Genomic DNA, 20544 nt, shown 5'->3' with positions numbered 1-20544 from the left:
TGTTTTTGATATAATAGTAAAGAATGTTTCAGGGGCTGGAAGCCGCTGAGTTTTGAACAGAACAGCCGTGTTTATTCCATATTTACAGAAGGAAAGCAGAAGTGTATAATAGAGAACAGAAAAAGCGGCCGGAAAATATATTCCTGCCGTTTCACGGAAGCAGACACACTTAAGGGTGGGAGTGCCTTTTAAGTACAGAAGGAGGATATACAGATGTTGGATAAGAAAGTGGTGGATTTGTTAAATCAGCAGGTGAACAAGGAGTTCTATTCCGCGTACCTTTATCTGGATTTTTCAAATTTTTATTATGACGAAGGGCTGGAGGGGTTCGGCAACTGGTACAGGATTCAGGCCCAGGAGGAGCGCGACCATGCGATGCTGATGCTGCAGTATCTGCAGAACAATGGGGAAAAGGTGGTTTTGGAGGCCATTGACAGGCCCTCTGTGGAGATCACGGATGCAAAGTCTGTCCTCGAAGCAGGCTTGAAGCATGAGCAGTACGTGACCGGACTGATCCATACGATCTATGACGCGGCATATTCCGTAAAGGATTTCCGTACCATGCAGTTTCTGGACTGGTTTGTGAAGGAGCAGGGGGAGGAAGAAAACAACGCGGAGACGCTTGTAAAGAAATTCGAATTGTTCGGAGACGATCCCAAGAGTTTGTATATGCTGGACAATGAACTGGGGGCTAGGGTTTATTCCGCGCCTTCTTTGGTACTGTAGCCTTGAACCGCCGCAGGAACGTATATTGCATGCAATACAATGATAAAGGAAATAAAACAGCCCGTTTTTGCCGGATAAAGGGCAGAATCAGCCAATGGGAACGGAGCAGAATCAATCTATGAAACAGACAGGGGGAAATGGTCATGGGTCTGACGCATTTTGATGAAGAAGGAAAGGTGGTCATGGTAGACGTGACCAATAAGGAGGACACGGTCCGGGAGGCCGCGGCCACCGGGAAGATCCAGGTGAGCCCTGAGGTGTACGAGGCGATCCGGTCCGGAGCGGTGGGCAAGGGCGACGTGCTGGGCGTGGCGTCCACGGCGGGGATTATGGGGGCCAAGCGGACTTCGGAGCTGATCCCGCTGTGCCACATCCTGCCCCTGACAAACTGCCGGGTGCGGTTTGAGATGGTGCCTGAGGAATACACGATCTACTGCTACTGCACGGTAAAGACAACGGGCAAGACCGGGGTGGAGATGGAAGCGCTGACCGGGGTCAGCGTCGCGCTGCTGACGATTTACGATATGTGCAAAGCGCTGGACAAGTCCATGGAGATCGGGGAGATCTACCTCTGCCGGAAGACCGGCGGCAAAAGCGGGGAGATCCAGAATGAGAACCACCAGAGTACCACGCAGAAGGCGAAGGAACTGCACCTGTGGTAAGACAGACGAGGAGGAACAACCATGAAATGGAATAAATTTCGTTTGAAAACGACAGCCGAAGCGGAGGACATTGTCAGCAGTATGCTGATGGATCTGGGCATCCAGGGGGTGGAGATCGAGGACAAGGTTCCTCTGACCGCGGCGGACAAGGAGCAGATGTTTGTGGACATCCTGCCGGAGACCGAAGTCAACGACGGAGTGGCCTACCTGAGTTTTTATCTGGATGAGGAGGAGGACGCGGGGCAGATCCTTGCAGATGTGCGCTCCGCTCTGGAGGAGCTTTCGGCCTGGACGGACGTGGGGGAAGGCTCCATTGAGGAGTCCCAGACAGAAGACCTGGACTGGATGAACAACTGGAAGCAGTATTTTCACCAGTTTTATGTAGACGATATATTGATCATTCCCTCCTGGGAGGACGTGAAGCCGGAGGACAGCGAAAAAATGGTTATTCACATCGACCCGGGCACGGCATTCGGCACGGGGATGCATGAGACGACCCAGCTCTGTATCCGGCAGATCCGCAAATACGTGACGGATCAGACCAGAATCCTGGATGTGGGATGCGGCAGCGGGATCTTAGGCATGCTGGCGCTGAAGTTCGGGGCCGCATATTCGGTGGGAACGGATCTGGACCCCTGCGCCGTGGAGGCCACCCATGAAAACATGCAGGTGAACGGCATCCGGCCGGACCAGTACCAGGTGATGATCGGAAATATCATCAATGATCCGGCGGTCCAGGAGAAGGTGGGCTGCGAGAGCTATGACATTGTTGCGGCAAATATCCTGGCGGACGTGCTTGTGGAGCTGACCCCGGTGGTCGTATCCCGGATGAAACCCGGCGGGATCTACATCACCAGCGGGATCATCGACGACAAGGAGCAGACAGTGGTGGAGGCCGTGAAGCGCGCCGGGCTGGAGGTCATGGAGGTGACTTACCAGGGCGAGTGGGTCTGTGTGACGGCGAGAAAACACTGTGAATCGTAACAGACCATTTTCCTATAGAATAAAAACCTCCGGGGGATGCGCACTGCGGCGTATGAGGCAGATGCCGCACTGCGGCCGCCGCAGGCGCGAGTTTCGCGAAACTCTTTGTTAAGGAGAATAGAACATGCATCGTTTTTTTATACAACATTCGCAGATACAGGGCAAAAGGCTCTATGTGGAAGGCGCGGATGTGAACCATATTAAAAATGTCCTGCGCATGAAGCCGGGAGACCAGGTGATGGTCAGCGACGGGGAAGGGATGCAGTACCTCTGCGCGCTGGAGACATTTGACACAGGGCGGGTGTGGTTTGAGATCGTGGATACCTGGGAAGAAAACCGGGAGCTTTCCTCGAAGATCTGCCTGTTTCAGGGACTTCCAAAGAGCGACAAGATGGAGCTGATCATCCAGAAGGCCACGGAGCTTGGGGTGTATGAGCTGGTTCCGATGGTGACGGGACGTACGGTGGTCAAGCTGGATGAGAAGAAGGCAGAGAAAAAAAACGCCCGGTGGAACGCCATCGCCGAATCTGCCGCAAAGCAGTCGGGGCGCAGCCTGATTCCGCGGGTGGCGGGCGTTATGACCTTTTCGGAGGCGCTTGCATACGCGAAGGAGCTGGACGTGCTTCTGATCCCCTATGAAAAGGCGGAGGGGATGGAGGCCACCCGGCGGGCCATTGAAGGAATCTATCCGGGGCAGTCGGTGGGAATCTTCATCGGGCCGGAGGGTGGATTTGAGGAAGCGGAGGTGGAGCAGGCCATGGAAAAGGGCGCGGCTCCGGTGACGCTTGGCAGGCGCATCCTGCGTACGGAGACGGCCGGATTTGTCGTGCTGTCCATGCTGCTGTACCATCTGGAATAGGGAAATGTGCACGTCTCTCCCGGTTCCGTCATATTTTATAGGTAAGAAATAAAAAAGGAAAGATATCATGGAAGTATACTTGGATAATTCGGCGACCACCCGGTGCTATCCGGAGGTCGGCGAACTGGTTTATAAAGTGATGTGCAGGGATTACGGCAATCCTTCCTCCATGCATCTCAAAGGCGTGGAGGCAGAGCACTATGTGAAAGAATCAAAGGAAACGCTTGCCAGGCTTTTAAAGGTCAATCCCAAGGAAATTTTCTTTACCTCGGGAGGGACGGAGAGTGACAACCTGGCGCTCATCGGAACCGCAAGGGCGGCGCGCAGGGCGGGAAACCACCTGATCACGTCTGCCATTGAGCACCCGGCCATCCTGAATACGATGCGCCATCTGGAGGAGGAAGAGGGCTTTCGGGTCACCTACCTTCCGGTGGACGCCAACGGCCAGATCAAGCTGGAAGCCCTGCGGGACGCGCTCTGCAGGGAAACGATCCTGGTCTCGGTGATGTATGTGAACAACGAGGTGGGGGCTGTGCAGCCCATCGAACAGGCGGCCAGGATGGTGAAAAACTATAACCCGCGGATTTTATTTCACACGGACGCGGTTCAGGGCTTCGGGAAATACAGGATCTACCCGAAACGTCTGGGGGTAGACCTTTTGTCTGCCAGCGGACACAAGATCCATGGCCCCAAGGGGATTGGTTTCCTCTATATTAATGAGCGGGTGAAGATCACGCCCATTGTGTACGGCGGGGAGCAGCAGAAAAATATCCGCTCCGGCACGGAAAATGTACCGGGGATCGCGGGAATCGGCCTGGCATCGAAGATGATCTACCAGGATTTGGACATGAAGGTGGCGCTTATGCGGGAATTGAAAGATTATTTCCTGGAGGGGGTCACGAAAATCGAAAATACGACGATTCACGGGCTGACGGACGCCAACAGCGCGCCCCATATCATCAGCGTGGGCTTCGCGGGAATCCGCAGCGAGGTTTTGCTCCATGCACTGGAAGAAAAAGGAATCTATGTATCCTCCGGCTCTGCCTGCTCCTCCAACCATCCGGCTGTGAGCGGCGTGCTCAAGGGGATCGGCGCGGCCAGGGAATATCTGGACGCCACGCTGCGGTTCAGCATGTCAGAGTTTACCACCAAAGAAGAAATTGACTATACCCTGGAAACATTATATAATTGTGTACCGATGCTGCGGAAATTTACGAGACGCTGAAATGGGACGCTGCTGTCTGACAGGGCAGTGTAAAGTATCGCATGAAAAAAATGATACGGGTATTGCCCGCATTTAAAATCTGCTTCGCAGATGGCGGGCAAGCTGGCAATCAATTTGCTGCGCAAATTGGTTACAAAGTCAAAAGGAGAAGAACATGAAATTTCATTCATTTTTAATTAAGTACGGAGAGATCGGGATCAAGGGCAGAAACCGGTATATGTTTGAGGACGCTCTGATGCGCCAGATCCGGTATGCCTTAAAGGACGTGGACGGAACCTTCGGCGTCCGCAAGACCCACGGCAGGGTTTATGTGGACTGCGAGGGGGAGTACGACCAGGAGGAGGCGGCGGAGGCACTCAGCCGGGTATTCGGGATCGTGGGGATCTGTCCGGTGGTGCGTCTGGCAAATGCCGGCTTCGATCAGTTAAAACAGGACATCACGGCCTATGTGGCAGAGCGGTATCCTGAGAAAAATCAGACCTTTAAGGTGGAGGCGCGCAGGAGCAACAAGCGTTATCCGCTCAATTCCATGGAGATCAACTGTGCCCTGGGGGAGGCCATCCTGGAGGCGTTCCCGGAGATGAGGGTGGATGTGCACAAGCCGGATATCCTGCTGAATGTGGAGATCCGGGAGGACGTCTATGTGTATTCGGAGATCATTCCCGGGCCCGGGGGGATGCCGGTGGGAACCAACGGAAGCGCCATGCTTTTGCTTTCCGGCGGGATTGACAGCCCGGTTGCGGGGTATATGATCGCGAAGCGGGGCGTTGCGCTGGAGGCTACCTATTTTCATGCGCCGCCCTATACCAGCGAGCGCGCCAAGGAGAAGGTGGTGGATCTTGCGAAGCAGGTGGCAAAGTACGCCGGGCCGATCCGGCTGCATGTGGTGAATTTTACGGATATCCAGCTTTATATTTATGAAAAATGCCCTCACGAGGAGCTGACCATCATTATGCGCCGCTATATGATGAAGATTGCGGAGCATTTTGCAAAGGCAGACGGATGCCTGGGGCTGATCACCGGGGAGAGCATCGGGCAGGTTGCCAGCCAGACTATGCAGAGCCTTGCGTCCACCAATGCCGTGTGCACCCTTCCGGTGTACCGGCCGCTGATCGGTTTTGACAAGAGGGACATTGTGGATATTTCCCAGAAGATCGATACCTATGAGACGTCCATCCAGCCCTTTGAGGACTGCTGCACCATCTTCGTGGCAAAGCATCCGGTAACAAGGCCGGATCTGGCGCGGATTGAAAAGTCGGAGCGGAATCTGGAGGAAAAGATCGGGGAGCTTGTAAAGACCGCGGTGGAAACCACGGAAGTGATCGAGATTCGTTGACTCCTGCGAAGCAACGAGCCAAGTAGCCATGCTTGCATGGATAGTTGGTGACTCCTGCCGATTGCCGCACAGTGGAAAAAGGCTGTCTCCTGTGTGAGACAGCCTTGGCATACGGAAGTCGAACTCTGATTTCCGAATTGTAACCCATGCAGAGGGCCGAAAAATACGACGGCGATTGGGTTACGCTATGTATGTCCTGTGCCGTACACAGAGCCTCACGGCGCTGATACGGAATTGCCGGGACAGCTTATTTGATAATGTACGCATCCAGGGCAGCCAGGATGTCCTCCAATTCTCCGTCAGCGTGGATGTTCAGGTCGATCGGTTTGGACAGATCCAGACTGAAAATGCCCATGATGGACTTGGCATCTATAACATATCTTCCGGATACTAAATCAAAGTCATTATCATACTTGGTGATCTCATTTACAAATGACTTTACTTTGTCAATTGAATTTAATGAAATCTGCACTGTTTTCATCATGCTATATCCCTCCTTTGAATGATGAGTTTGAAGGGGCTTTCCGCCCTGCCTTCATTCTACGGGATAGTATTATAAAAGTCAAGAAACTGATGAAAAAAAATGAAATTCAAGGTTACTATTCGTTACTGTTCACACCCGCCGGGTGCTCACAGTAACGGCATCCAGTCCATTGAAAAGTCGCCTTACGGCGGTCCTAAGCGCCAGCGACGCTTGCTTAGGACGGACCGGAACGGAGTGTAGACGGGCTGGATGCCCGCCCCATCACTGAATTGGCCGGATGCCGTGCAGCGAGTGCACGACACTGTGTGAATAGTAACAATTCAGACTTATTGTGGTTAGGAGGGAAGACAATGAGAAAGGCGGCACTGCACAATCTGGGGTGTAAAGTAAATGCGTATGAGACGGCGGCCATGCAGGAGATGCTGGAAGGTGCCGGGTACGAGATCGTCCCTTTTCAGGAGCAGGCGGATCTCTACATTATCAATACCTGCACGGTGACCAATATTGCGGACAGAAAATCCAGGCAGATGCTGCATCGTGCCAGAAAGATGAATCCGAAGGCGGTAGTGGTTGCGGCAGGCTGCTATGTGCAGGCTCAGGAGGAGGAGCACCACCCGGCGGACCCTTCGGTGGACATCGTAATCGGGAATAACCGGAAGAAGGATCTGCTGCAGATTCTGGATGAGTATATGCAGGGGCGGGAAACGGAAAAAAAATGGAACCCAGAATCGGAAAAACCACTGCCATCAGGACAGCAGGAGGAAGCTGCTCAGGAGTCGGAACCGGAAAATTCCAGGGCCTTTGCAAGGCAGGAGAAAGCCGCCGGCGGTCGGAAAAACGGCGCTGTACAGAGAAGTATCCTTCTGAGCCGTGTAATCGACATCAACCACACGAAGGAATACGAAGAACTGCATCTCACCAGGCCGGGGGAGCACACCCGGGCCTATATCAAGGTGCAGGACGGGTGCAACCAGTTCTGTTCCTACTGTATCATTCCCTTTGCCCGGGGGCGGGTTCGCAGCCGGAGCATGGAGAGCGTGGTGGAGGAAGTGCGCGGCCTGGCCCGAAACGGCTACCGGGAGGTGGTGCTTACCGGAATCCATCTGAGCTCCTACGGGATGGATTTCCGGCAGGCGGCGCAGAACAGGGAAAAAACAGAATCCTCCGGAGGAATGAATATAGAAGAGACAGAAGGCAGCCGCGCAGGCTGGGAAGGGGCAGACCTGCTGTCCCTGATCCGGGCGGTTCATGAGGTGGACGGGATTTGGCGGATTCGGCTGGGATCTCTGGAACCCCGCATCATCACGGAGGAATTTGTCCGGACGGCGGCGGGGCTTGAGAAGCTGTGCCCGCATTTCCATCTGTCGCTGCAAAGCGGCTGCGATGCCACGCTGAAACGGATGAACCGGCGGTATACCACGGAGGAATATTATGAAAAATGCTGCCTTCTGCGGAAGTATTTCCAAAATCCCGCGCTGACCACGGACATAATCGTAGGATTTCCCGGGGAGACGGAGGAGGAATTTGCCGCTTCCATGGAATTTGCGGACAAGGTTGATTTTTACGAAACCCATATTTTCAAATACTCCAGGCGGGAGGGGACGAAGGCGGCCGCAATGGCGGACCAGATACCGGAGTCCGTGAAAGCAGAACGCAGCCAGCGGATGATCGAGCTTGGAAAACAAAAGCAGGCGGCCTATGAGAGAAGCTTTCTAGGGCAGGAAGTGGAAGTGCTTTTGGAGGAGCAGATGGAAACAGGCGGCAGAAAATACCAGGTGGGACACACCCGGGAATACTTGAAAATCGCGCTGGAAACGGAAGAAAATCTGCAGAATTGCATCAGAAAAATCCGGATTACCGATGATTTACAAATTATTCATTGAATTTTGCAAGGGTTTATATTAGAATAGTAGATAGAGTGTGTTTGAGAGTTACAGGTCGCATCCGGCCAGGGTGTGAGCGTAACGTTTGAAATGTATCCCCGCTGGGGATTGAAACTACAATATGCAGCAGGAAGTGTCAGTGATATTGCGTCCATGAGCAACATAAGGCCCATATGCGGGTTTCGGGGCGAGCCGTATAAAATGCAGTGAATCGGGGAATCCGGTTCTGCTGTTTTTGGAACTGACAGGAAGAACAGAAGTGAAACGGAGGGAAAAAACATGAGCGACTTAAGTAATACCCAATTCTTTCAGGTAGAGCCGGGACCGCAGATCTCTGCGAGGGACATCTTGGAGATCGTATTCAAGGCGTTGAAGGAAAAGGGATATAATCCGGTGAATCAGATCGTGGGTTATGTGATGTCCGGTGATCCGACATATATTACAAGCTACAACGGAGCGAGAAGCCTTGTGATGAAGGTGGAACGGGATGAATTGGTAGAAGAATTGTTAAAAGCGTATATTGAGCACAATTCCTGGGCATAATCTGTTATGAGGATTATGGGATTGGATTATGGGGAGAAGACGGTAGGCGTTGCGATCAGCGATGCCTTGCTTCTGACTGCCCAGGGAATTGAGACAATAGAGCGGAAAGAGGAAAATAAACTCCGGCGGACCTGCGCAAGGCTTGAAGAGCTGATCCGGGAATATGAAGTGGAAAGGATCGTGCTCGGCCTGCCCAGGCATATGAACCATGATATTGGGGAGCGCGCGGAGAAATCTATAGAATTTCAGAAGATGCTCATGAGACGGACCGGTTTGGAGGTCGTCATGTGGGACGAGCGTCTGACAACTGTGGCCGCCGAGCGGACGCTGATCGAGAGCCAGGTCAGGCGGGAGGACAGGAAAAAGTATATTGATAAGATCGCGGCGGTCTTTATTCTGCAGGGATATCTGGATTCCCTGCGGGTGAACGGCATGCCGGAATGACACGCCTGCGCGGACCAAGGTCTTTGTTCCGGCGGATGAAAGCAAGTATGCTTTTGGGGCGGTAAGGGGAATCAGAAATGGAAAAGATTGCATTTACATTCGAGGATACAAAGGAAACGGTTGATTTTTTTGTGCTGGAACAGACAAAGATCAACGGTTCTACATATATACTGGTTACGGATTCCGAGGAGGGCGATGCGGAATGTCTGATCCTGCGGGAGTCCGTAAGCGGAAAAGACGGGGACTGTATTTATGAGATTGTAGAGGAAGATACGGAACTAAAGGCTGTCTCCGGTGTGTTCGAGGAACTGCTGGAGAATACGGATATCAGGATGTAAGACAACAATACGGCAGCGAAGGCCATCTGTAAAGCAGACGGAAGCAAAGCCTGCTGTTCGGAATACAATGTGAAACAAGTCCTGCTGCGGTTTACAGAAAGCGGGTAAGGTATGGCCGGATCAAATACCTTGCACAAAGACACGCGGACGGGATTGAAAAAATATAGTAGCTGTTCGGCAGAGATAGCTGCGGCATACGGATTTGCAGCCGCGTCTATGAGGATTGCCGGGCGGGTACGTCATACATAATAAAACAATGGAGGTGCATTTTTGAAAAAAGAGAATAATGGAAAGCTGCGTATCATCCCGCTGGGAGGACTGGAGCAGATCGGAATGAATATTACTGCCTTTGAATATGAAGACAGTATTATTGTGGTTGACTGCGGTCTGGCGTTTCCCGAGGACGATATGCTTGGAATCGATCTGGTGATCCCGGATGTCAGTTATCTCAAGGATCATATCGAAAAAGTGAAAGGATTTGTGATTACCCACGGGCACGAGGATCATATCGGCGCGCTCCCGTATGTTTTGAAGGAGATGAACCTTCCGATTTATACGACGAAGCTGACCATGGGAATTATAGAGAACAAGCTGAAAGAGCATAATCTGCTGCGGACGACAAGGAGAAGGGTGGTTCATCACGGACAGTCCATCAACTTAGGGCAGTTCCGCATTGAGTTCATTAAGACGAACCACAGTATTCAGGATGCATCGGCGCTGGCAATTTATTCTCCGGCGGGGACCGTGGTGCATACGGGAGACTTTAAGGTAGACTATACACCGGTATTCGGGGATGCCATTGATCTGCAGCGTTTCGCGGAGATCGGAAAAAAAGGCGTTCTGGCCCTGATGTCGGACAGTACCAATGCGGAGCGCAAAGGATTTACCCAGTCCGAGCGGACAGTGGGCATCACCTTTGACCATATTTTTGCGGAACATCAGAATACCCGGATCATCATTGCCACCTTCGCGTCCAATGTGGACCGTGTGCAGCAGGTGATCAATTCTGCGTATAAGTATGGACGGAAGGTCGTGGTGGAAGGTCGGAGCATGGTCAATATCATTTCCACGGCCTCTGAGCTGGGGTATCTGAATGTGCCGGAAAATACATTGATCGAGATTGACGAGATGCGCAACTATCCCCCGGAGAAAATGGTGATGATCACTACGGGAAGCCAGGGGGAATCCATGGCGGCGCTGTCCCGTATGGCGGCGGACGTGCACCGGAAGGTGACGATCCAGCCGACGGATACGATTATTTTCAGTTCCAATCCGATTCCGGGAAACGAGAAGTCTGTTTCCCGCGTGATCAACGAGCTGTCTGCAAAGGGAGCAAATGTGATCTTCCAGGAGGCCCATGTATCCGGACATGCCTGCCAGGAGGAATTAAAGCTGATCTACTCCCTTGTAAAACCGAAGTACGCCATCCCGGTACACGGAGAATACCGTCATCTGAAGGCCAATTCCGAGGTGGCGCGTTCCCTGGGGATTCCCAAGGAGAATATCTTCATCATCCAGTCCGGCGACGTGCTGGAGCTGAGCAGTGAATCGGCGAAGGTTGTGGACAAGGTACACACAGGAGCGATCCTGGTAGACGGCCTGGGCGTGGGCGATGTGGGAAATATCGTGCTCCGCGACAGGCAGCATCTGGCGGAGGACGGCATCATCATCGTGGTGCTGACCCTGGAGCGGGGAAGCAACCGGCTGCTGGCCGGTCCCGACATCGTATCGCGAGGATTCGTGTACGTGCGGGAATCCGAAGGACTGATGGAGGAAGCGAGACACGCAATCTCCGACAGCCTGGATAAATGTCTGTCAGGCCGGAGAACGGACTGGAACAAGATCAAGACGTCCATCCGGGATACGATGAATGACTTTATCTGGAAAAAGACCAAGAGACGTCCGATGATCATTCCGATCATTATGGATGTATAAGGCGTTGAAAAATGTAATGTGATATGTCAGCTGTGCGGTTGGATACTCTTTAGAGTATCCAACCGCACAGCTGGAAAATTGTTTCAGACAGGCCGGAGGATGGTCTGTCTGAAATTTTTCCACCTGTACGGTTGCAATCCGAAGTCACATTTTTATGCAATTTATTGCGATGAAAATGTGACTTTGGATTAGCAGCCTACCTCATGAATGAGTAAAATGTGACTGCGTTAGCAGGCACAAAAGTGCGAAGCACGGATTTTACGAATGAATGAGATGGGTTGGATGCTCTTTAGAGCATCCAACCCTACAGGTGGAAAATGTTTCAGGGAGAAGGGGGATGTGAATATGATTGCCGAGGAGAGAGTGGTTACGTATATCCGGTCTCTGGAAACAGAGGAGTGTTCGGTGTTGGAGGAGATAGAAAGGGAAGCCCTGGAAAACGGGGTTCCGGTCGTGAGAAAGGAAACACAGAGTTTTCTAAAGACACTAATTAGTTTACAAAGACCTGAAAAAATTCTCGAAATCGGAACGGGAGCCGGCTTTTCCGCGCTGCTCATGTGCGCATATGCGCCGGAGGACTGCCGGGTTGTGACGATTGAGAACTATGAAAAGCGGATTACCGCGGCAAAGGAAAACTTCCGCCGGGCAGGGTGCGGAGAGCAGATTACCCTGATTGAGGGGGACGCCCAGGAGGTGCTTCAAGGGCTGGAGGGAACCTTTGACTTTGTGTTTATGGATGCGGCAAAGGCCCAGTATATCCACTATCTGCCGGAGGTGCTAAGGCTTCTGGAAGCAGGCGGCGTTCTGGTTTCGGACAATGTACTGCAGGGCGGGGACGTATTCGAGTCCCGGTTTGCGGTGGAACGCAGAGACCGGACCATCCATGCCCGGATGCGGGAATATCTGTATGAGATCAAGCACCGTGAAGGGCTTGTGACTTCCATCCTGCCATTGGGCGACGGGGTGGCGGTCAGCGTGAAGAGAAAGGAAGGTTGACATGAGAGATTATCCGGAATTATTGATCCCGGCGGCCAACCTGGAGGTGTTGAAGACAGCGGTGATGTTCGGCGCAGACGCGGTTTATATCGGAGGAGAAACTTTTGGGTTGCGCGCGAAAGCAAAAAATTTCTCGGCGGAGGATATGAAGGAAGGAATTGCGTTTGCACATGCCCGCGGGGTTCGGGTGTATGTGACGGCCAATATTCTGGCCCACAACCGGGATCTGGACGGGGTGCGGGAATATTTTCAGGAATTGAAGGAGATCCGGCCGGATGCCCTGATCATTGCGGACCCGGGAGTCTATGATATCGCGGTGGAAGTCTGCCCGGAGATCGAACGGCACATCAGCACCCAGGCCAACAATACCAACTACGGAACGTACCGGTTCTGGCACCGCCAGGGGGCCAGTCGTGTGGTGGCTGCGCGGGAGCTTTCTATGGAAGAGCTGGCAGAGCTGCGCCGGAAGATTCCGAAAGAACTGGAGATTGAGGTGTTTGTTCACGGTTCCATGTGCATTTCCTATTCCGGAAGGTGCCTGCTGAGCAATTATTTTACCGGGCGGGACGCGAACCAGGGAGCCTGCACCCATCCCTGCCGCTGGAAGTACGCGGTGGTGGAGGAGACACGGCCGGGAGAGTATATGCCGGTCTACGAAAATGACCGGGGGACTTATATTTTTAACTCCAAGGACCTGTGTATGATCGAGCATATCCCGGAGCTGGTGGAGGCCGGGATGGACAGCCTGAAAATTGAGGGGCGTATGAAGACGGCGCTGTATGTGGCCACGGTGGCCAGAACCTATCGGAAGGCATTGGATGACTACCGGGAGAGCCCGGAGACCTACCGCAAAAATCTGCCCTGGTATCAGGAGCAGATTTCCAACTGCACTTACCGGCAGTTTACGACTGGGTTTTTCTTCGGAAGGCCGGATGAAAATACGCAGATTTATCATGAGAACACGTATGTGAAGGACTATACCTATCTGGGGATCGTCGGGGATGAACGGGACGGGCTGTACCGGATCGAGCAGCGGAATAAATTCTCGGTGGGGGAACAGATTGAGATCATGAAGCCGGACGGCAGGAATGTGGAGGTCCGGGTGGGGCGGATTGTCAACGAGGACGGCGAGGAGCAGGAGAGCGCGCCCCATGCGAAGCAGGTGCTGTATGTGGAGCTGGGAACAGAAGCGGAGAAGTATGATATTTTGAGACGGGCGGAGCAGCGGTCGGCAGCGGAAGGGGATGGTAAGGTGGGAATTCATTTTTCACAGGGGATTCGTGACGGATCAGTTTAAGGAGATGTTGTGAAAAGCGCCGGAAGCAGGGAGGCGGGAAATTCAGGGAGCAGGCAGAACTGTAGAAGGATAGGCAGGCTTGTGGAAGCATACGATAGAAGGAAAAATATGGAGGATTTTATGAGGGAAAAGGACTAGACTGGGATGAAACAATATACGATTTTATGCAGAGGATGTTAGTATCTATAGAAAAAGTGGGAAGGAGAAAATGTGATAGTATTTTTCCGTTGTGACGGCAACATGAATATCGGATCAGGGCATATTATGAGATGCTTATCAATTGCAGACAGCACAGATGCTCAAGAAGATGAATGCTGGTTTTTGACATGTGACAATGTGTTTGAAAATATAATTCATACGCATGGCCATAAAAATCTTATTTTAAATACGGATTATAAAGAATTGAATAGTGATTTAGAATCTACAAAAAAGCTAGTCGAGAAATATAAGCCTTCAGTTTTTTTTGTGGATTCGTATTACGTGACTGATTTTTACCTTTCTTCATTGTATAGTACGTGCTCAATTGCTGGCGTTAAGCTGGTTTATTTAGATGATATACTATCTTTTCCATACTCATGTGATGTATTGATTAATTATAATATTTATGGTTCGGACAAAGAGCGGGAGTATAAAGAATTATACAGTAGAAATAAAAACAGGAAAGTTCCACATTTACTTTTGGGAACAGGCTATGCCCCTTTGAGAAAGGAATTTCAAAATCTGCCGGAGCGTATTGTAAGGAGGGATGCTGCTAACATTCTTGTCTCTACAGGCGGTGCAGATAGTATGCATTTGGGTTTAGCCTTGGTACAGGCTGTGATAAACGGTGGTGAAATATTCAGGACATATCAGTTTGATTTTATTATTGGTCCAATGAATGGAGATTTGGAGAAAATAAAACTTCTTGCGTCAAAAGTTCCAAACATAACTCTTTATCATAATGTGACATCCATGAGTGCCTTGATGCAGAAATGCGACGTAGCTGTTAGTGCGGCAGGAAGTACCCTGTATGAGCTGTGTGCAACACAGACCCCGGCCATAACATATATTTTAGCTGACAATCAGATTCAAGGAGCAGAAGGGTTTGAGCGTCAGGGTATTCTGAAAAATATTGGGGATGTGAGGGTAAAAGGGTGTGAAAATCTGGCAGAAGAATTAATCTGGAGTGCTGTGGGATTGAGCTGTGAATATGAAGAACGAAACAGAATAGCAGTATTGCAGCGTTCTATCGTTGATGGAATGGGCGGGGAAAGAATAATGGAGGTGCTTAGTCACTTATAAACTTTTTTCAGAAAGTAAAGTGTGTAAATTAGATTGAGTTTTTTGGTAGAAAATGGCTCCTTTTTGGTAAGAATTAAGATATGACAATTCTCACTGAAAAGGAGTATTTTTAGAAAGCGATGAATAATCTAACATCTTTACAATCTCTGAAATCTGCGCAATAATTACCTTAACTGGAAAAGTATCTTTCTTCTTCAAAGCGATCCCGGCAGCCCTCATCTTCAAGAAATCTTTCACGGGCATTTGCACAGATTTCTTCAAAATATTTATGCCGCTGTTTTACCGGCCGGATGCTTTGCGGCAAGGTGCAGGTTACTGTTCACACCCTTTGGGTGCTCCAGTAACAGTATCCAGCCCATTTTAAGTCGCCTTCGGCGAGGGGCTGGATATTATGGCAAATGTTACTTTATTGGCCGGACGCCGTGCAGCAAGTGCACGACACCGTGTAAACAGTAACAGGTGCAGGGCACCGCGAACAGTATTCTGGAAAAAGCAATTGCATAAAACAAAAGAGTAGGGTATATTTAAAGGAAAATGGAAACGGCGATAAGGGCGCTGTTCCATCACGTCAGGGGGAATCCACACATGGGACCAAACGGAAACAGATACAAAGTCGTCGTAGTAGACGACGAAGCGGTGGCCGTCAAAGCCATCTGCTGCATCATAGAAAATCAGTGCCCCGAATTTGAGGTAGTGGGCACGGCCGGGAACGGCAGCGAGGCGCTGGAGCTGATCGGGAGGACTTCCCCGGATCTGGTGCTGACGGACGTGGAGATGCCGGTGTTAAACGGACTGGAGCTGGTTCGGGAGGCAAGCGGGAGACAGCCCAACCTGTGCTTCTGCATCATCAGCGGGTATCAGGATTTTGAGTATGCCAGGGACGCCTTTCGGGGCGGGGTGCTGGATTACCTGACCAAGCCCATCGTTCCGTCCCAGATGCTCCGCACCATGAAAAATGTAGAAGAAAAGCTGCGGAAATTCTACTACGACAGAAGGGTCGGGATTTTCCGGAAAATCTGCATGGGGGAGACCATCGCACTGGAGGAGATCCAGGCGTTCTTTCCATATAAAGAGTTTTACGCCGCGCTTCTGCGGGAAAACGGCCTGCCCCGCAGGTATTCCCCGGCCAAGGAGCCGGAGCTCTACGGCACCATGGATGAAGCCTACATGGTCTACGGCCGGGACAACATGGAAGAATTGTTTCTGATCCCCCGGGAGGTGCTGGGGCAGCAGCCCCTGATCGACTATATGACCCGGGTGGAGCGGCGGCAGAAGACGGAAGGGTCTTACACAACCCTACTATATTATGGGGAGCCCTTTTCCGGGCCGGAGATCTCCGAAAAGATACGGGATCTGTATTACTGGCTGAACACCCTCAGCACGGTGGGCCTCTCCCAGGTGGCGGACCTGGACAACAAGCGGCTTTTGATGGAAAGGATCCCGTCTCCGGATATCACGGAGCTTACGGGAATCCTGCAGGAGTTGGAGCAGTATGCCAAGACGGGCAGATACGACCAGATTCAAAAATGCATCGCAAAAGCATTTGCAGGATGGGAGGAGGAGAAGCGGCCGCAGATCTGGCTGGAACAGGCGATGCGCCGGATTCTCAGCTTTATCCGCACGCAGACCAGGGAGGAAGAGTCCTTAATCGAGAGCGAGTACCAGTTTGAGGATGCCTTCTACTATTCCACCAGCATGGAAATGCTTTGGCAGAATCTGTATACGCCTTTCAGACATCTCACGGAAAAGGAAAAAGAAAACTATAAAGTGGATTCTCCGGAATTTTTTGAAAAGATCAAAATATACTTAAGCGAACACATCTCGGAACCGCTTTCCCTGCAGGCCATCTCCAACCTGTTTGCCATTTCCCAGGCATACATGAGCAAATTGTTCCGAAAATACACCAGGCAGTCCTACAACCAGTATCTGACCGGAATCCGCATAGAGCGGGCCAAGCAGCTCATGGACGAGAACCGGGCGCTGTTTGTCAAGGACATAGCGGAGATGGTGGGATACCGCGACCAGTTCTATTTCAGCAGGATTTTTCATTCCTATACCGGGCAGAGCCCCGCGGATTACATAAAATAGATACAGCGAAAAAGCCGGTCCGGGCGATTTCCCGGCCATAGCAGTGAGTGCCAGGCCACAGGGCGCATCACAACTGTTTCAGATTTTCAACAGCATTGTTTTGAATCCTCCATGTACTTTTTGATTTTCAGCAGGTACAATAAACCCATGTTGAAGCAAGGGATCTGTACCAGACAGATACCAAACAAAAAGAACAAGGAGGATTCAATTTATGAAGAAGAAAGTATTGTCACTGATTCTTGCAGGTACCATGACACTGGGCCTGGCGCTGACCGGGTGCAGCGGCGGCTCCGATAACGGCGGCTCTGACTCTGACGGGGGAAGCACCGCGGCGGAGGATACAGGCTCCGACGAAGGCGGCAGCGGAGACGGGGACAAGCCCTACGCGGGAATCACCCTGAAATGGTGGGCAGGAAACGCAGAGAACAACCCGGGCACACAGGCGGTTATGGAAGCGGCCACCGAAAAGCTGGGTATGGAATTTGAAGTGGAAGTCAACCCCGGCGGTTCCGAGGGCGACAACATCATCAAAACCAGGATGGCATCCGGCGACCTTCCGGATTTTATGGCTTACAACTCCGGTTCCAAGCTGTATGACCTGAACCCCTCCCGAGGATTCATGGACATTTCCGACTGGGACATCGTGGACAAATTTGACGACGCGTTCTTAAGCTCCGTGACCATCGACGGCGCGGTATACGGCGCACCCCAGTCCTCCACACAGGCCGGCGCGGTGATTTACTACAAGCCCGACTATGAAGAACTGAAACTGGAGGTTCCCCACACATGGGATGAATTTGTAGACAACTGCAAGGCCCTCTCAGACGCAGGCAAGACTCCGGTATACTTCACCGGCGGCGAGACCTGGGCGACACAGGTTCTTTTCCTGGGCGACTACTACAATATTGCGGCGGCAAATCCAACCTTCGCGGATGATTACACAGAAGGAAAAGCAAAATACGCGGATGTTGCAGAGGCGACCAGAAGCTGGACCAAGTACGAGGATCTGGTGGACTACCTGAACGCGGACAAATCCGCGGCAACCGTGACAGACGGAAACTTTGCCATTGCGACAGGCGAAGCGACCCACTGGTTTATTCTCACCCAGCAGCTTCCGCTGATCCTGGAAAATGCGGAAAATCCGGATGATATCGGCGTATTCGGCGTTCCCGGGGATGATGCGGACAACCATGGACTGACTGTTTGGGAGCCCATGAGCTGGTATGTGAACAAAGACACCGAAAATGTAGACGCGATCAAGGCATTTTTCGAGTTCTACTATTCCGAAGAAGCGCTGGATCTGTACTTCGGAACCTACGGGGCAAACGGACCGTCCTGCATCAAGGGCTACGAGCTTCCGGAATCCGTATGCAGCGCGGTACGTGTAGACATGCAGAAGTACTTTGACGACGGAAAGACCGTTCCGGCATTGGAATACCAGTCTCCGATCAAAGGAACCACCTGCGAACAGATGACCACGGCAGTGGGCCTTGGACAGATGTCCGGGGAGGAAGCGGCCGCCATGTATGACGACGACTGCAAGAAGTCCGCGGTACAGCTTGGTTACGATTGGAAATAAAGACAGCGCATTCACGGCCCGGCCGGCCGCGGATGGGAACAAGAAAAATCCAATATTTTGAGAGATGAAAGTGTGGCCGCCTAGATGTGCCGGGCGGCCATTTGTTAAAAGGATATGCCGTTTCTCTCCGGGTAAGGAGGCGCGGCATGATTATGCTAGGAGGTTTTGACTATGAAGACAAAAAAAGAACGGAGTATGTACCCCGTCTGGTTTGTCCTTCCGTCCCTGATCATTTTCGTGATCTTTTTCCTGTGGCCGATCATATCTTCTTTGTACTACAGTTTGACCGTATGGAACTTTGAGACTGCGAAATTCTGCGGACTTGACAACTATAAGCTTTTCTTTTCCGAACATTCTATGAGCTCCTCAGTCGTACATACCCTGATCTATGCGTTCGGAACCAGCGCGTTAAAAGTCATTCTCGCGTTTTTTATCGCCATTTTCCTGACCAGCAAGATTAAGACAAAGGGCTTTATCCGTTCGGCGGTATTTTTTCCGAACCTGGTATCCATGATGGCGGTTGGACTTGCCTTTTCCTATATGATGCATCCCACCAAGGGGCTCTTAAATATGCCGATCCAGGCGCTGGGCGGAACGCCCATTGATTTTCTGGGAGATCCGAAGACCGCGCTTTTGAGCATCATCCTGACTGACGTGTGGAAAGGACTTTCCATATCCGTAGTCATTTACATCGCAGGCATCCAGTCCATTGACAAGACCTACTATGAAGCGGCCTCCATCGACGGGGCGACGGGATGGCAGCAGTTAAAGCACATCACCCTTCCGCTGGTGGCGCCCTCCCAAAATTCCATCATCATCCTGTCCCTGATCGGAGGCTTGCGCTCCTTCGACCTGATCTGGGCGATGACGGGCGGCGGCCCCGGTTTTTCCACGGACGTCCTGGCATCCGTGATTTACAAACAGTACGCGGCCGGCTTCTACGGGCTTTCCACGGCAGGCAACGTGGTCATGCTGATCCTGATTTCCGTGATCGCATTCCCGCTGCAGCATTTCCTGAATAAGAGAGAGGAGGCGATCCAGGGATGAAAAAGAAAAAAAGACTGCTCGTTCTGGGAGATATCCTGGGCGTGCTGGTGACCATCGTCATCTTTCTGGTCCCGTTCTATTTTATGCTGGTGCAGTCCCTGAAATCCAAGGCAGAGGCCAACAAGCTGTCCATCAGCTGGCCCAGCGAGCTGCATTTTGAAAATTACATCGAAGTGTTTAAGCACGGAAACTATCAGCTTGTGACTGCCTTTAAAAACAGCGGCATCCTGACATTTTTCACCGTGCTGGGGCTTCTGGTGACCGCGGCCATGGCGGCCTATGTGATCCAGAGGCGGCGGGATAAGCTGATGACCGGCATCCAGTCGATGATTATGCTGGGATTGATGATCCCGGCGGCGATTCTGCCCACGATCAACCTTCTGCAGAGCATGCACATTTACAAAACCATGTTTTCCATGGTCATGATCGAGATCGCCCTGCAGACCCCCTTTGCCATCATGCTGTACCGGGGGTACATGGCTTCGATCCCGAGAGAGCTGGAGGAAGCGGCCCGGATCGACGGCTGCAGCAAATGGCAGATTTTCTGGAAGGTGATCTTCCCGCTGCTCAAGCCCATCCAGGCGACGCTCATCATCCTGGTCGGCGTGCAGACCTTTAACGACTTCACGAATCCGCTGTATTTCCTGCCGGGTTCCGAGAATACAACGGTCCAACTGACCCTGTACAGCTATCAGGGGCAGCTTGCCAGCAGCTTCAACCTGCTGTTTGCCGATATCATTGTGATCACGCTCCCGATGCTGGTGCTGTTCGTGATCTTCAACAAAAAGATCGTAGACGGAATGGTGGCCGGCTCGGTTAAAGGTTAAGGTAACAATT

Annotated in this window: 20 protein-coding genes; 18 read left to right on the top strand and 2 right to left on the bottom strand. The window is 51.8% G+C overall.

The genetic code is table 11. The features are described 5' to 3' along the window. The first annotated feature begins 213 nt into the window (after positions 1–213). From EBB54_RS15520 to thiI, 6 genes are all read left to right on the top strand, one after another. A complete protein-coding gene (locus tag EBB54_RS15520) occupies positions 214–726 on the top strand; it encodes a ferritin (protein ID WP_125128106.1) in 513 nt (170 codons plus the stop codon). Between the two features lie 143 nt (positions 727–869). After that, positions 870–1388, top strand: coding sequence for a cyclic pyranopterin monophosphate synthase MoaC (gene moaC, locus EBB54_RS15515; RefSeq protein ID WP_004072759.1), 519 nt, complete (start codon positions 870–872; stop codon positions 1386–1388). A gap of 21 nt (positions 1389–1409) precedes the next feature. Then, entirely contained in the window at positions 1410–2372 is a 963-nt protein-coding gene (prmA, locus tag EBB54_RS15510; protein ID WP_125128105.1) for a 50S ribosomal protein L11 methyltransferase, read from the top strand. 124 nt (positions 2373–2496) lie between these two features. Continuing rightward, positions 2497–3231 (top strand): 16S rRNA (uracil(1498)-N(3))-methyltransferase, encoded by a 735-nt coding sequence (locus EBB54_RS15505; RefSeq protein WP_004072757.1) that lies wholly within the window; start codon positions 2497–2499, stop codon positions 3229–3231. A 67-nt stretch (positions 3232–3298) separates the two neighbouring features. Continuing rightward, positions 3299–4456 (top strand): cysteine desulfurase family protein, encoded by a 1158-nt coding sequence (locus EBB54_RS15500; RefSeq protein WP_125128104.1) that lies wholly within the window; start codon positions 3299–3301, stop codon positions 4454–4456. A gap of 154 nt (positions 4457–4610) precedes the next feature. Next, positions 4611–5792, top strand: coding sequence for a tRNA uracil 4-sulfurtransferase ThiI (thiI, locus tag EBB54_RS15495; protein ID WP_125128103.1), 1182 nt, complete (start codon positions 4611–4613; stop codon positions 5790–5792). A 247-nt stretch (positions 5793–6039) separates the two neighbouring features. Here thiI and EBB54_RS15490 read toward each other — a convergent pair whose 3' ends face one another. Next, the gene (locus EBB54_RS15490; protein WP_044984597.1) at positions 6040–6273 is read right to left on the bottom strand and encodes an HPr family phosphocarrier protein; all 234 of its coding nucleotides are present in this window, start codon (positions 6271–6273) and stop codon (positions 6040–6042) included. A gap of 353 nt (positions 6274–6626) precedes the next feature. On the opposite strand from EBB54_RS15490, the gene EBB54_RS15485 reads away from it, so the two are divergent. From EBB54_RS15485 to pseG, 8 genes are all read left to right on the top strand, one after another. Continuing rightward, positions 6627–8159, top strand: coding sequence for a MiaB/RimO family radical SAM methylthiotransferase (locus EBB54_RS15485; RefSeq protein ID WP_125128102.1), 1533 nt, complete (start codon positions 6627–6629; stop codon positions 8157–8159). Between the two features lie 279 nt (positions 8160–8438). Next, positions 8439–8702 carry an IreB family regulatory phosphoprotein gene (locus tag EBB54_RS15480; protein WP_004072752.1) on the top strand — a complete coding sequence of 88 codons (264 nt, stop codon included), beginning with the start codon at positions 8439–8441 and terminating at the stop codon, positions 8700–8702. 6 nt (positions 8703–8708) lie between these two features. Beyond that, positions 8709–9146, top strand: coding sequence for a Holliday junction resolvase RuvX (gene ruvX / locus EBB54_RS15475; protein WP_125128101.1), 438 nt, complete (start codon positions 8709–8711; stop codon positions 9144–9146). Positions 9147–9223: 77 nt separating this feature from the next. Beyond that, positions 9224–9484, top strand: a complete 261-nt coding sequence (locus EBB54_RS15470) for a DUF1292 domain-containing protein (protein ID WP_004072750.1) — start codon at positions 9224–9226, stop codon at positions 9482–9484. Between the two features lie 270 nt (positions 9485–9754). Beyond that, positions 9755–11419 carry a ribonuclease J gene (locus EBB54_RS15465; RefSeq protein WP_004072749.1) on the top strand — a complete coding sequence of 555 codons (1665 nt, stop codon included), beginning with the start codon at positions 9755–9757 and terminating at the stop codon, positions 11417–11419. Between the two features lie 345 nt (positions 11420–11764). Next, positions 11765–12415: an O-methyltransferase gene (locus EBB54_RS15460; protein WP_125128100.1), complete on the top strand. Its 651-nt coding sequence runs from the start codon at positions 11765–11767 to the stop codon at positions 12413–12415. A 1-nt stretch (position 12416) separates the two neighbouring features. Next, entirely contained in the window at positions 12417–13712 is a 1296-nt protein-coding gene (locus tag EBB54_RS15455) for a peptidase U32 family protein (RefSeq protein ID WP_125128099.1), read from the top strand. A gap of 210 nt (positions 13713–13922) precedes the next feature. After that, positions 13923–14993 (top strand): UDP-2,4-diacetamido-2,4,6-trideoxy-beta-L-altropyranose hydrolase, encoded by a 1071-nt coding sequence (pseG, locus tag EBB54_RS15450; RefSeq protein WP_125128098.1) that lies wholly within the window; start codon positions 13923–13925, stop codon positions 14991–14993. A gap of 90 nt (positions 14994–15083) precedes the next feature. Here the strand turns inward: pseG and EBB54_RS30405 are convergent, their stop codons facing one another. Then, entirely contained in the window at positions 15084–15254 is a 171-nt protein-coding gene (locus tag EBB54_RS30405) for a hypothetical protein (RefSeq protein WP_162307160.1), read from the bottom strand. 324 nt (positions 15255–15578) lie between these two features. Here EBB54_RS30405 and EBB54_RS15445 point away from each other — a divergent pair, with 324 nt between their 5' ends. From EBB54_RS15445 to EBB54_RS15430, 4 genes are all read left to right on the top strand, one after another. Next, on the top strand, positions 15579–17081 hold the full coding sequence (locus EBB54_RS15445) for a response regulator transcription factor (protein ID WP_125128097.1): 1503 nt from the start codon (positions 15579–15581) through the stop codon (positions 17079–17081). 211 nt (positions 17082–17292) lie between these two features. Continuing rightward, positions 17293–18660: an ABC transporter substrate-binding protein gene (locus EBB54_RS15440; RefSeq protein WP_004072742.1), complete on the top strand. Its 1368-nt coding sequence runs from the start codon at positions 17293–17295 to the stop codon at positions 18658–18660. A gap of 171 nt (positions 18661–18831) precedes the next feature. Next, positions 18832–19707: a carbohydrate ABC transporter permease gene (locus EBB54_RS15435; protein ID WP_004072740.1), complete on the top strand. Its 876-nt coding sequence runs from the start codon at positions 18832–18834 to the stop codon at positions 19705–19707. Then, positions 19704–20534, top strand: a complete 831-nt coding sequence (locus EBB54_RS15430) for a carbohydrate ABC transporter permease (RefSeq protein ID WP_004072739.1) — start codon at positions 19704–19706, stop codon at positions 20532–20534. The genes EBB54_RS15435 and EBB54_RS15430 overlap by 4 nt, the downstream gene beginning before the upstream one ends. Positions 20535–20544: the final 10 nt, after the last annotated feature.

Source organism: Schaedlerella arabinosiphila (genome assembly GCF_003885045.1).
Taxonomy (GTDB): Bacteria; Bacillota; Clostridia; order Lachnospirales; family Lachnospiraceae; genus Schaedlerella; species Schaedlerella arabinosiphila.
This window is presented reverse-complemented; position numbering and strand designations above follow the sequence as displayed.